A 12,351-nucleotide genomic window follows, 5' to 3' on the forward strand; every position below is an offset into this window, starting at 1 on the left:
CGGGAAACAGGCCCTTTTTCAACGTTCATGCCTGACGTTACGGCATCTCGCTTGCTTCGTAATACTCTTCGCGGTCGAATTTGCCGCGCATCCACTTGTAGGTGTCGTCGTAAATGCCACGGATAACCGGGTCAGAGCTGGTCGCTGGCTGGATCAGCGTCTTGGAGCCGTAGTAGTACGCGTGCACGTTGTTTTTGTCCATGCCGAGCTTGTGGGCAGCGACGAGCTGGTTGTAGTAGGTCTGGTAGAACTTCGGATCGCGGTACATCCGCTCGTCTCCCTCGATCTCCACGCCCATGCCGTACTTGCTGACGGTGTCGAGAACGCCTTCGATGCGGTCGAGCTGGACGGGCTTGTCGCTGTAGTAGTTCGGTTGCAGGAACGCATAGTCAAAGTAGAGCGATTTCCATTCCTGCACGCCTGGGGCGCCGTAATACGGAATCCAGTAGAAGCGCAGCGCTTCGTTGTGGACCATGCTGGCCATGCTGCGGATCAGGTCGCGTTCTTTTGGCGCGCTGTCCTCGATCAGCTCGTGGAACCAGTAGATGCCCTCCAGTTGCAGATACGCATAATCGGCCTTGTTCCAGCGCTTTTGCAACTCCCGGAAATACCACTCCAGCGCCGCCTTGCGATTTTCGTACGCCTTTTCCTCCCCGATTCCCGCCGAATTGAACGAAAGCGACGGCTGGTTGTCTGCCAGCTTGCCGAAGTTCGCCTGGTTCATCGTCGGGTACGGCAGAGCGAGCACGACTTTTTCCTGCGTAGGTGTCGTGTACAAGGTCCCGCGCAGGCGGTTGTACTCCCGCATCGCATTGTTGAGCGCATCCAACTGGCGATCGGTCCCGAACAGGTCGTTCAGATAACCCTGCCAGCCTTGTTTGGTCGCAGGCATGTCCTGATACGGCAGGAAAAGGACGGTGTCGAACATCTGGTCACGCATGTAGCCGTCCGCAGTGCGGTAGCCTACCATCGGGAGGAAGTCATCCTTCGTCCAGTTGCCTCGGTCGCCATAGGCTCCCGAGTAGGCCAGCAGCATGTTTTCCACGCGATTGCCCGCTTTTTTGTCTTCCATCATTTGCGTCGGGCTCGGCGGCGGCAGGAGCACCGGTCCTCCCTGCCATGCCTGCGCATTTTCGTTCGCCCACACTTCCAGCTGTCTCGCAAAAGCGAATACTTTTACCGGGAAGGAGACGCGCACGTAGCGGGCCTCTACATCCGGCAGCGACACGGAAAGCGTGCGCACGACCTGCTTTTCCTCGGACGCCGGGACATCGTGCAAAGCTTTGCCAGCATAGTACCACGCCTTGCCATCGTGCGATACTTCCACATCCAGCGAATCCGGGAGCGTAATCCCCGAAGTCTTTTGCTGCTTGAAGGTCAGGGCGACTCGCTCCAAAGGTTTATCCTGCGACAGCGCCACGGTCACCTTCCGGCCAAACTGGCGATTGAAGCCTGTCCACTCGTCGGAAGGGGTAACCAATCCGCCAACCGGTCCCGGATATTGCTTCTCGATGGACTGGAAATACGCGTCCGCCGGCCCGAACGTTTTGACCGACGTAAAGCTGCCCGGGGCCACATTGACCAGATCGTCCTGCTCCGCTGACTGTGCCGCTTCCGCCCCCTCCCCTGCGGGCTGCTGGCTGTCGCTGGCTCCGGCTTGCGTGTCGTTGGCCGCAGCCGTGTCGCCGCCTCCAGCCTGACCATCGCTGCCATCTCCCTTCGCAGGTGCCGGCGCGTTGGTGATCTCCACCGGAATGATTTCGTTGTGATACCCCACCGTAACCGTCAGATTGCCTTTTCCCGGCGTCGGCCCGGCGACGAATGTGCCATCAGGCAGGATCGTTCCCAGCTCCGGCCGGTCAAAGGCAAAGATCGGTGTAAACGGGAGCTTTTCCCCGTTCGCGCTCGTCACCTTCACGCGATCGCTCGTACCTGCCATCAGGGTCAGCTTAGCGGCAGAGAGCGTAAACTTCGCCTGATCAGCCTGCTGAATGCGCGTGTTCAATACTCGCTCCGCGATGACCGCCGCTTCTGCCCGCGTCACCGTACCGAGCGGATTGAACTTCCCGCTTGCCCCCTGCATCAGACGCTGGGCGCTGACGGTCTCGATGGCTTCACGCGCGTAATCGGCCATGTCCTGCTCATCGCTGTACACGGGGGCAGCCGCATTCGCTGTCTGCGCCACCTGGCTTGCCCGCATCAGGCGCGAGAGCAACACAGCCAGCTCCTGTCTGGTCAGCGGATCAGCCGCACCGACAGTTTGGTCGCCGCGTCCGTTCATGACGCCCAGCTTCGCCAAGCCGTAAATGTACGGCGCGTACGGGCTGTCTGCCGGAACATCCGCAAAGCTCGCACTCTCCGTGGCCTGCGGCAGCAGCCCGACCACCTTGGTCAGCAAGACGGCGATGTCCTGCCGGGAAATCGGTTTTTGCGGATAAAAGCGACCGTCTCCCTGTCCGCTGATCAATTCCAGCGATGCCAAATGGTTGATGGCTTCGCGGGCATAGCTGTTATCCAAATCTGTAAACCCGGCAGCCTGCTTCTGCTCCTGCGCTTCGGACTGTGCAGCTTTCGCCTGCGCGCTGCCGGCAGGCGATGCGGCGCCAGCCTGCGGCGCAGCCGTGATCAGCAGGGAAGCCGCCAGACAGGCAGCTGCGAGACGACTCCCCCATTGTTTCTTGCTCATTGTTCTCTCCTCCAATTACCCCTTCTCTTTTTTACCGTCCAAGAAAATCGGTCAGCGCAGGTGCTGTTCTTGTTCGGCAGGGGATACAAACGACGGGCGCGGCGGCTTCGGTCCGAAAAACTGGTAGTAGTCGACCTTGATATTGCCGTTGTAGAGCTTTCGCTTCTTGCTCGCCTTGCGCCCAAAATGCTCTTCAAACAGCTCGTCTGACGTAATGACGTAAAAAGACCACGTATCTAAGGCAGCGAAGGTCTTGCCCATTTCTCCGTACAGCCTGCTGACCTGCTTCCACTCGCCGAGACGTTCCCCGTAAGGCGGGTTGCAGATCAAATAGCCGTACTTTTTCTTGGTGCGTACATCGCGCACGTCCATCCGCTGAAAATGGATCAGGTCGTCGACTCCGGCCTCCGCCGCGTTGCGTCTGGCGACCTTCAAAATTTCCTCGTCGATGTCGGTTCCAATGATGTCCAGCTTCTGGTCGTATCGGGCCAGGTCGTGTGTTTCTGCCCGGGCTTCGCGCCACACCGTTTTCGGAACGGCTGGCCAGCTCTCGGAGACGAACTCGCGGTTCATGCCTGGCGCGATATTTTGCCCGATCAAGGCTGCCTCGATGGGAATGGTGCCCGATCCGCAAAACGGGTCCATGAATACCCGATCCGGCTTCCAGCGGGACAGCAGAATCATCGCCGCCGCCATCGTCTCCTTGAGCGGCGCCGTCCCGATCAGGCCGCGGTAGCCTCGTTTATGCAGGCCAGGCCCGGACGTGTCGATCGTCAGCGTCGCCACATCTTTCAGCAAGGCGACCTCGATCTTGTACATCGGCCCCTTTTCCTCGAACCAGTCCCGCTTGTACGTCTTTTTCAGACTTTCCACCACGGCTTTTTTCACGATTGCCTGGCAATCCGGCACGCTGAACAGCGTCGATTTGACGGACTTTCCTTCTACCGGGAAGGCCGCGTCCTCCGTGATCCAGTCCGCCCACGGCAGCGCCTTGGTCTTTTCAAACAGCTCGTCAAACGTCGTCGCTTGAAACTCCCCAATCTTAAGACGCACCCGGTCGGCGGTTCGTAACCACAAATTTGCACGCGCGATTGCAGAAATATCTGCGCGAAAGGTCACTTTTCCGTTTTCCACTTGCACATCCGTGTAGCCGAGTCCTCTTACCTCTTCCGCTACCACAGATTCCAGTCCAAAAGTCGCCGTAGCGATCAATTCCACTTTTTGCATCCTACAATCTCCTGTCCATCCTTCTGGCTTCGGGCCTTACCCCTATACTATATTACCCGATTTGGGCAGCGCGTTGGAAATGTTGTCCGATTTCGGGCGGGCGACCGTCTCGCAGGCGGCGGAAGCGACCGCTGCCCCGTCTACGGCAAAGAAGGAGAGCGCTGCCCACGCTGCGGCCACGCAATCGCAGGGACAGACTCTCCTCCCGCAAAGTCTTTTTCTGCGCCACTGTCAGACCTAGACGGCTGTTTCTTCGGGCGCCTTCATTTTTTTCACCATGTACACCTGCTCGGTGCCGGACGGTCCGAAGCCTGCTTCCTGCAAAATCCGCAAGAGCTGCTCCTGTGACGCAGGCAGGTTAAAGGTCGAGCGGCGGCACTCCAGCTCATGCGGCGCATACAGTTCGGAGAGAGCCACCCGCAGGATCGTGTCGGCATCGGCATGTCCCGGCTGGGCGACGCAGTGGCGGAGCACAATCGCCGAAATTTTCCCATCGTCGGTTGCCATCCGTTTGTACATGGCGTAGCCGACAGCCTGGCCCTGTGCATCTTCGACCAGCAAGGCTTCCCCGTCGCGCATGCTCTGCCACTGGTTTTGCCACGGCGCATCTGCCTGGTAAAAGGCCAGTGCAGACGCCTCCTGCGCAAGAACGCGCCGCACCCGATACTTCCCGTCCGCCGCTTTTGCCCCGAAATGATCTGCAGAGAGGGCATCCGTCCTCTGCCAGAAAAGCAGCCGATCCACGACCTCGTAGCCGAGCTGCTCGTACAGCGCGATTGCCTTGGCATTCTCGCTGATCGCTTCCAGCGTGGCATCGTGTACTCCCGCTTTCTGGTACAAAGCCAGCGTCTCCTCCATCAGCCGACGTCCCACCCCTTGGCGGCGGTAGGCGGTGGCGACGCCCGTGCCGCCGTTCCACGCCACCTTTCGTCCATTAATGGTGCGCAGGCCGCTGGCGACCAGTCCGATGGGCTCCTGACCGTCGAAGGCCACTACGGACAAGCCGAGCACGTAGCCCTCCGCCCCCAGACGCTGCACCAGCATTTCCTCGGTCATGGAGATCGGGAAAAAGTAGCCTTCAAACCCTCGGTTCCAAGCCTTCGTCACTTCTGAAAACGTACAGTCACTCATTCGTTTGATCGTTATCATGGGATCACCCGCCTCATTTGATAAAAATATTTTAATCAATAAAATCTAAATATTCAATCGCTTATATTCGACATGACCGCTCCCTGTCCCTTGCCCCCAAGGCGTGATAAGATGGAAAAAAGCGCATCACTCGGAGGTCCCTATGCACAAACAGCTTACGGTAGGCTCGCTGATCCCCGGGCGGACGCCCTCCTCTGGCACCGCTGCCGCACCGCGCCAAGCCGAATCCACAGCAATTCCCCCGCATCCTGTAAGGGGGCAGGCAGTGAGCACCCCATCAAGCGGCCGCTCTCTCCCTGCGCAACAGGCCAGCCCTCTCGTGCGCATACGACAGAACGGCCGGGAATACGACGTGCGCTGCGTCCCTGACCAGACGCTCTTGACCGCTGCCCTGTCCCAAGGTGCGGCACTGACCTACAAGTGCCTGCAGGGAGAGTGCGGAAAATGCTCCGTCCAGCTTCTGGCAGGCAGCTCCGCGCTCCGCTCTCCAGGCGCCAAAGAACGGGAAAAACTGGGCGACAAGCTGGCCCTGGGGTATCGGCTTGCCTGCCAGAGCTCTTTTTCCTCCCTGAAACAAAGATAAAGGTGGCTACTGCATGAACCCGAATCGCATCTTGCTGTTCGCCGGCGGCAATCTCGGCACGTGGGCCTTGCGCCACATTCGCGAAGACGACTGGCTGGTCGGCGTAGACAGGGGAGCCTTGTTCCTCATCCGGCACGGCTGCACTCCCCGCCTCGCCATCGGAGACTTCGACTCGGTGAGTGGCGAGGAGTGGGCCGAAATCGAAAACAACAGCCAGACCGTCACCTCGTGCGACCCGATCATGAAAGATTTGACGGATACAGAAATGGCCCTCGCCTGGGCACTGGAGCGACAGCCTGCGGAAATCGTTCTGCTCGGCGCTCTGGGCACGCGCTTTGACCACACCCTGGCCAATGTGCATCTGCTGCGAAAAGCGCTGCACGCCCAGATCCCCTGCAAAATCGTCGACGAGAACAACGAAATCCATCTGACCGACGGCACGCTCACGGTGGAGCGCGACCATTTCGCCCACGTCTCCCTGCTGCCGCTAAGCCCCGAAGTGACCGGCATTACGCTCACCGGCTTTCAGTATCCGCTGGAGAACGCCACGCTCCGCATCGGAGACACGCTCGGAATCAGCAATGTGCTGACGGCGGATGCGGGCACCATCTCGGTACGCAGCGGACTGCTGCTCGTCATCAAAAGCAAGGATTAGGCCCGTTCCCTTGAGATAAGCCCGATCAAAAAAGGATCGCCCGTCCAGCCAGCGACAGGCGATCCTTTTGGCGATTATTCCTGTGGCTCCAACGGCAGCTGCCAGTCGATTTCCGCGATTCCTCTGGAGCGCAAAAACGCGTTGGCCCGCGAAAAGGGGCGGCTGCCGAAGAAGCCGCGATTCGCAGAGAACGGACTGGGATGCGGGGAGGAGATGATGTAGTGCTTGCGGTTATCGATGAACGACGCCTTTTCCTGTGCATGCTTGCCCCACAGGATGAAGACCATCGGCGTCTCTCTCGCATTCAGATGGGCGATGATCTGATCCGTAAAAATTTCCCAGCCCAGACCTTTGTGCGAGTTCGGCGAGCCGCTGCGCACCGTCAAGACTGTATTGAGCATCATCACTCCCTGCCTGGCCCAGTGCGTCAGATAGCCGTGCTCGGGAATGATGCAGTTCAGGTCGCTCTGCAGTTCCTTGTAAATGTTTTGCAGCGACGGCGGCGGCTTGATTCCCGGCCGCACCGAAAAGCTCAGTCCATGCGCCTGTCCCGGCCCGTGATACGGGTCTTGTCCCAAAATCACGACCTTGGTGTTTTCGTACCCGGTCAGATGGAGCGCGTTGAAAATGCTGTACATATCCGGGTAGACGGTATGCGTCGAATATTCTTCCTTGAGCGTTTGCCGCAGCTTTCGGTAATAAGGCTTGTCGAATTCGCCAGCCAGTACGTCAGCCCAGTCGTTGTGCAAAATAGCCATTGCCCCTCACCTTGTCCGATAGTTTTGCCTCTTCCTATCATAACGGCTGAGGTGGCAGGAGAAAAGAACAGGTTGGCGAGCGCCCGGGCCGGTGCGAGCCGCTCTGCTGGCCAGCCTGCTGACCCGGCTCTCAGACGACCATTCCGCCGCCGCTCTTGTGGTACTTCAAAATGCCCTCCGCACACCGGTAGGACAGCGCCCCCATCGTTCCAGTCGGGTTGTAGCCGCTGTTGTGGGCAAACGACGATGCTCCCACCACGAAGACATTCTCGGCGTCCCACATCTGCAAGTAGTTGTTCACAGCAGAAGTCTCCGGAGAAGCTCCCATGATGACTCCTCCCGTATTGTGCGTGGACTGGTACGGGGTAATATCATACGGGCCGAGCTTTCCGTTCACCTCGACCTTGCTTGCCCCCATCTCCTTGAGCAGTTCCCCGCATTTTTCCGCCATGAAGGCAGCGAGCTGCCGGTCCTGCTCCTCGAAGTCAAACGTAATGCGGATCAACGGATCGCCGAATACGTCCTTGTACGTCGGATCGAGGTCGAGGAAGTGATGGCGGAACGGCATGGAGGCTCCTTGCGCTCCGACGTTTATCGTCCGGTTCATGTATTTGAGGGACGCAGTCTTGAAATCCTTGCCCCAGCTCGGCGTCCCCTGCGGCACAGGGTTATTGGCGATGGGGCGCTGGCCGGTCATCGCATGGCTGATGCTGGCTCCGTGCAGGAAGTTCAGGTCTTTGTGATCGAAGTTGTCGCCGTTGAAATCGTCCAGCACCATGCCCAGCGCACCCGCGTAGTAGTTGAACTCTTTATCCTCGAAGAAGCCCGTAGCCCCTCCGCGCATGACCTGATAGGCGTAGTTTTTGCCGATGACGCCCTTGCCCGTGGCCGGATCGTACGGACGGCCGAGCTTGGACAGCAGCAACAATCGTGCATTGTTGAACACGTAGCTGGTCAGTACGACGATGTCTGCCGGCTGCTCGATTTCTTCTCCTGTGGTGACATCGGTATACAAGACACCGGTTGCCTTTTTTCCGTTATGTAAAATGCGGCGGACATGCGAATGCGAGCGAATCTCGAACTTTCCGGTCTTGAGCGCGACGGGGATGACCGTCACGACCGGGTCGGCCTTCGCTCCGTACTCACAGCCAAAGCGTTCACAGTACCCGCAATACTGGCAGGCCGCCCGCGAAACGCCGTCCGGGTTGGTGTACGCCTGAGACAGGTTTGCTGATGGCATCATGTACGGATGCCAGTTTTTCTTTTTGGCTGCTTCTGCAAACATTTTCATACTCGGCGTGCTTTTCATCGGCGGATTCGGATAGGGCTTGGAGCGCTTGCCTGCCAGCGGATTTTCCTCGCCAGCGATGCCCGCCATCTGTTCAAACTTGTCAAAGTAAGGCTCCAGTTCGTCGTACGTTATCCCCCAGTCCTGGATCGTCATGCCGTCCGGGATTTTCTTTTCCCCGTACCGTTCGATCGTCTTGCTGCGGATCTCAAAATCGTACGGCAGGAAGCGGAACGTCTGGCCGTTCCAGTGTACGCCGGAGCCGCCCAGCCCGGTTCCCAGCAAAAAGGAGCCGTAGGAGCGCATCGGCAAAGCCCGGATTTTCGGATTGCTGCGAAAGGTAATCGTTTCTTTCGACAAATCCTGCATCATTTCATAGCGCAGCGCATACCGCAGCTCGTCGTGCACCATGTAGTAATCTTCCGTCTTTCTTTCCTTGCCCCGCTCGAGACCCACTACGTTCAAGCCCTGTTTGGTCAGTTCGGAGGCGATAATTCCGCCGCCCCAGCCGACCCCTACGATGACCACGTCGACTTTCGGCAATTTTTTGGCCATGTCTTGTCTCCCCCTTACTGTTGATGATCCCGCAAGCTCAAAGGGGCCATCTTCACAAACTTGTCCTGTTCGATCACTTGCGTGTATGCCATCTGATTACCCGGATAATTTTTCAGCTTCCAGCCATCCATGTTTTTGTTGCCGCCGTACAGCGGATCGGAGTATATGCCCTCGAGGGTACTCGAGCGAAGCATTTTGAAAAAGGCACTGGCCGAAATAGTCGTCAATTTGACTTCATCGGATTCAAAAGCTTTCAGCACCTCGTCCTGCTGTTCAGGCGTCAGCTCGTAAAACCTTTTTTGGTGTTTGCTCTGGCTGTAGTTGTTCATTTCCTGTATCCCGATCTCAAAAATTTCCCGCCGCTTCAGCCTGCCTTGGTAGCCTTGCGTGACTTCGCCGGGGTAAAAGGGACCGGACATGTATTCGCGGGCGTTGAACCCCCAGTCGCCTGCCAGCTGGTGATCGATGAAATAGGCTGCGCCGAGGGCCTTGGCTCCCGGTCCGTTCTCGTCCTCCGGGAAAATCCGCTCACAGGCTGCGTCGACTACCTTGAATTGTTCGGGAGTGAAGAACATCAAAGCCTGGTTGAAATCCGCCGCTGGAGCAGGCGTCGCTCCCGGCTGCTGCGGCGCTGGTGCGGGGGTTCGGTTGAGCAGGCTGCCTGCAACCCCGCCCACCACCAATCCGCCAATCACAAGCCCGGTGTTTTTCAGAAAGTTCCTCCGCGATACGGGTTGTTCATGGTCTCTGTTTGTCTGTGCCAACACTTCCACCTCCTGATGTCTCTATTCACCTGTTTGCGCATTTTTTCGGCAGGCTAAACAAGCATTCCCAAGATTTTTTCCAATAAGCTCCATAAGTACGCAAGGATTGGCTTGTGCACGATAAAAGTATGCAGAAAGCCTACTTGGGAGGGATCGACATGAAGCGCATCAGAAAATGGACAGGCACGGGCGGACTAGGCTTGGCGCTATTGCTGACTGCTTGCGGCAACCAGGCTGCGCCCCCTGCACCGCCTGCCCAGACACAATCGACAATCCATCCTGCTGCACCGGGAACCGAGCTCGTCATCCCCAGCGTCGACCGTGACAAGAAGCTGACGACCAACGCGCAAGGAACGACGCACAACGGCATGGGAAGCAATGTCTACAGCAGCATCGGCAGCTCGCATCTACACAGCGGCGGGCCAAGTGCCAAGGTGGAGGCACAGCTGAACGCTGCCGGGATTCACGGCGTGCAGGCGCTCGTCCTGCCCGACGCGATCGTCCTCTGCCCAGCTACGGCGAGAAGTCAAACCATCAACCAGATCGACCCGATGCAAGCTCACCTCCTCAGCAGCTTTACCGGCAGCTCGGCGAGGGGAAATGAACTGTCCGCACGAAAAACGGCAGGGACGCTGGGCACGAGTGACTACAAGGCGACCCTTGCCCAGGCGCGCGCGCAAATCCATCGCTTGTACGGCCACAACCAGCGCGTCCTGACCGTCACCTCGAAGTCAGGCATCGACGCTTTTGAGCAAGTGAAAAAACAGATGGGGACAACCGGCAAGGCTGCCAAAGCGTCTGCCGCGTACCAAAAGCTGCTGCGGGAAGCGAAGCCATAGCCTTTTCCGGCACGAAAAACGGGACAAGCGCCATTGCTTGTCCCTTCGTTCTATGTCCTCGATATGGTTCAGGCGAATGTCCTGATCGCCTTGACTGTCTCTTCCGGATGCGTCACCATCAGCAAGTGCAGCGAACCGGGGATGGTGCGAACGTCTGCCCGGGCGACCGAATGCCGGTAGAACGCTGCCGCATCGCGGATGAACGCCCGCTGCTCATCGTCCGGCAAAAGACGTTCGTCCGCGAGCAAGAGCAGAACCGGGCAGGGGATGGACGAAAACAGCGCCTCTTTGTCAAAAGCCGCATACTCGCGGAAATACGCGGCGAACGCCTCCTTCGCCAGGCGGTACCCGCAGCCGCCATCTTCCTTGCGCTCTAGCTCTGCAGCCATCCACCCATGCGGCAGGTTGCCGCCGCCGTACCTGTCGGCAAATTGCCGCTCAGCCTCCTGCACCGAAGCAAATCTCGTGTCCGCCAGCCGCTGAACGGTCTTTGCCAGATCGAAGCCCGGCATTTCCCCCAGCCGATAAAAGCCGCCGTCCATCAGGATCAACCGGGCGATGCGCCAAGGCTCGCGGACAGCCAGCAGCTGGGCCGGGACTGCCGCAAAGGAAGCGGCGGCTACGGTCGCCCGCTCTACTCCCTCGGCATCCAGCAAGCCGACGAGGTCATCCACGATTGCCGCAAACGAATACTCGCCCGCCCCTGCCGAACCGCCATGCCCTCTGAGATCGACGGCGATCACCCGGTAATGTCTCGCCAGCTCGGGTACGATCCCCGCAAACAGCATTTTCGTCGTACGGATGGCATGAAGCAGCAGCAGGACCGGAGCATCTGCCCGCCCCGCCAGCCCGTACTCCACCGATATGCCGTTTCGCGTCCACTTCCTGATTTCCGCAAAAACAGGCTTGTCCACAGCTCATCCTCACTCCCCGAATGTCATCTGGTCCAGCCGGGTCTGTTTGACTTTCACCAAATACAGCAAGTAGACGAGACCGACGAAGCTCCACATCAGTCCGAGCAGCATGGACTTGATGTCCAGGCTAAGCCACAGGAAGCCGATGAATGTCACGCCGATCAGCGGCGACAGGAACGGCCGGACGGTAAACACCTGCCCGATCCCTCCGCCGTGCATCAGCCCGCGAACGGCCAGACCGGCAAAGATCACGACCACGGAGATTTGAAACAGCACGAGGACCGAATTCACCGATGCTGTCACCGTCACTTTGAACACGTTGAGCAGCGTGATGAGCAAGATAAAGCCAATAATCCACCAATGCGTCGGCACATCCGGGAATACCGATGACAAGTATACACCTGTCAGCAATGCATTAATCATGGGCAAAAACAAATAGTCCAGCAACGAGGCCCAGCCGACGAGAAATCCTGCGTACGGGTGAATCGTCTCCTGCGTGTACGTGTAGGCGGTCCCTGCCGACGGAAAGACCCGCACCATTTTCCCGTAGCTCGCCGCGGTAAACAAAATGGCGAGCAACGTGACCGCGTACGCTGCCGGAACATGTCCTCCCGTCTCTTCGGCCACGATCCCGAACGTATCAAAAACAGCCATCGGGGCCATGTATCCCAGGCCGATGACTACGACGTGCCACAGCTTCAAGCTGCGGTGAAGCTCTGTTTTCCCGTTCACTGCCTGTCTTCCTCTCTATCCACAATAGGAATAATTATACCGTCTATTCAGGAAATATCCACAACGGTTTTCCTTTTTCTTGGATTCATCACCATAACCCGTGCTAGACATTGAAAAAACGCAGATGTTCCTCTATCGTGGGAGTTGTCGAGACAACCACTGAAAAGGAGGAAATCTGCGTTGTGCCTTGATTTTAGCACA

General features: G+C 58.2%; 11 protein-coding genes. 3 read left to right on the forward strand and 8 right to left on the reverse strand.

All coding sequences use genetic code 11. The features are described 5' to 3' along the window. Window positions 1-37: 37 nt before the first annotated feature. From ACFSO0_RS00525 to ACFSO0_RS00535, 3 genes are all read right to left on the reverse strand, one after another. Window positions 38-2,686 carry a DUF4855 domain-containing protein gene (locus tag ACFSO0_RS00525; protein ID WP_376874758.1) on the reverse strand — a complete coding sequence of 883 codons (2,649 nt, stop codon included), beginning with the start codon at window positions 2,684-2,686 and terminating at the stop codon, window positions 38-40. A 51-nt stretch (window positions 2,687-2,737) separates the two neighbouring features. Beyond that, a complete protein-coding gene (locus ACFSO0_RS00530) occupies window positions 2,738-3,913 on the reverse strand; it encodes a THUMP domain-containing class I SAM-dependent RNA methyltransferase (RefSeq protein ID WP_376874761.1) in 1,176 nt (391 codons plus the stop codon). 237 nt (window positions 3,914-4,150) lie between these two features. Next, entirely contained in the window at window positions 4,151-5,062 is a 912-nt protein-coding gene (locus ACFSO0_RS00535) for a GNAT family N-acetyltransferase (RefSeq protein WP_376874764.1), read from the reverse strand. Window positions 5,063-5,327: 265 nt separating this feature from the next. Here ACFSO0_RS00535 and ACFSO0_RS00540 point away from each other — a divergent pair, with 265 nt between their 5' ends. Both ACFSO0_RS00540 and ACFSO0_RS00545 read left to right on the forward strand, forming a co-directional pair. After that, window positions 5,328-5,645, forward strand: coding sequence for a 2Fe-2S iron-sulfur cluster binding domain-containing protein (locus tag ACFSO0_RS00540; RefSeq protein ID WP_376874767.1), 318 nt, complete (start codon window positions 5,328-5,330; stop codon window positions 5,643-5,645). 13 nt (window positions 5,646-5,658) lie between these two features. Then, entirely contained in the window at window positions 5,659-6,300 is a 642-nt protein-coding gene (locus tag ACFSO0_RS00545; protein WP_376874770.1) for a thiamine diphosphokinase, read from the forward strand. 74 nt (window positions 6,301-6,374) lie between these two features. On the opposite strand, the gene ACFSO0_RS00550 is transcribed toward ACFSO0_RS00545, so the two are convergent. The 3 genes from ACFSO0_RS00550 to ACFSO0_RS00560 form a co-directional block, all read right to left on the reverse strand. Then, entirely contained in the window at window positions 6,375-7,058 is a 684-nt protein-coding gene (locus ACFSO0_RS00550; protein WP_376874773.1) for a uracil-DNA glycosylase, read from the reverse strand. Window positions 7,059-7,188: 130 nt separating this feature from the next. Further along, complete coding sequence (locus tag ACFSO0_RS00555) at window positions 7,189-8,901, reverse strand: GMC family oxidoreductase (protein WP_376874776.1); 1,713 nt, start codon at window positions 8,899-8,901, stop codon at window positions 7,189-7,191. A 14-nt stretch (window positions 8,902-8,915) separates the two neighbouring features. Beyond that, the gene (locus ACFSO0_RS00560; protein ID WP_376874779.1) at window positions 8,916-9,665 is read right to left on the reverse strand and encodes a gluconate 2-dehydrogenase subunit 3 family protein; all 750 of its coding nucleotides are present in this window, start codon (window positions 9,663-9,665) and stop codon (window positions 8,916-8,918) included. Between the two features lie 158 nt (window positions 9,666-9,823). Here ACFSO0_RS00560 and ACFSO0_RS00565 point away from each other — a divergent pair, with 158 nt between their 5' ends. Beyond that, window positions 9,824-10,504, forward strand: coding sequence for a hypothetical protein (locus ACFSO0_RS00565; RefSeq protein ID WP_376874782.1), 681 nt, complete (start codon window positions 9,824-9,826; stop codon window positions 10,502-10,504). Between the two features lie 68 nt (window positions 10,505-10,572). On the opposite strand, the gene ACFSO0_RS00570 is transcribed toward ACFSO0_RS00565, so the two are convergent. Both ACFSO0_RS00570 and ACFSO0_RS00575 read right to left on the reverse strand, forming a co-directional pair. Continuing rightward, window positions 10,573-11,418 (reverse strand): alpha/beta fold hydrolase, encoded by an 846-nt coding sequence (locus tag ACFSO0_RS00570; protein WP_376874785.1) that lies wholly within the window; start codon window positions 11,416-11,418, stop codon window positions 10,573-10,575. Window positions 11,419-11,427: 9 nt separating this feature from the next. Then, on the reverse strand, window positions 11,428-12,150 hold the full coding sequence (locus ACFSO0_RS00575; RefSeq protein WP_376874789.1) for an APC family permease: 723 nt from the start codon (window positions 12,148-12,150) through the stop codon (window positions 11,428-11,430). Window positions 12,151-12,351 lie beyond the last annotated feature (201 nt).

Origin of the sequence: Brevibacillus sp. GCM10020057, from assembly GCF_042683565.1 — a bacterium.
In the GTDB taxonomy this organism is placed as follows: Bacteria; Bacillota; Bacilli; order Brevibacillales; family Brevibacillaceae; genus Brevibacillus.

Excerpts from the sequence above, each read along its gene's own strand:
- ACFSO0_RS00525 (WP_376874758.1), bottom strand. The coding sequence starts at position 2,686 with ATGAGCAAGAAACAATGGGGGAGTCGTCTCGCAGCTGCCTGTCTGGCG.
- ACFSO0_RS00530 (WP_376874761.1), bottom strand. The coding sequence starts at position 3,913 with ATGCAAAAAGTGGAATTGATCGCTACGGCGACTTTTGGACTGGAATCT.
- ACFSO0_RS00535 (WP_376874764.1), bottom strand. The coding sequence starts at position 5,062 with ATGATAACGATCAAACGAATGAGTGACTGTACGTTTTCAGAAGTGACG.
- ACFSO0_RS00545 (WP_376874770.1), top strand. The coding sequence starts at position 5,659 with ATGAACCCGAATCGCATCTTGCTGTTCGCCGGCGGCAATCTCGGCACG.
- ACFSO0_RS00550 (WP_376874773.1), bottom strand. The coding sequence starts at position 7,058 with ATGGCTATTTTGCACAACGACTGGGCTGACGTACTGGCTGGCGAATTC.
- ACFSO0_RS00555 (WP_376874776.1), bottom strand. The coding sequence starts at position 8,901 with ATGGCCAAAAAATTGCCGAAAGTCGACGTGGTCATCGTAGGGGTCGGC.
- ACFSO0_RS00565 (WP_376874782.1), top strand. The coding sequence starts at position 9,824 with ATGAAGCGCATCAGAAAATGGACAGGCACGGGCGGACTAGGCTTGGCG.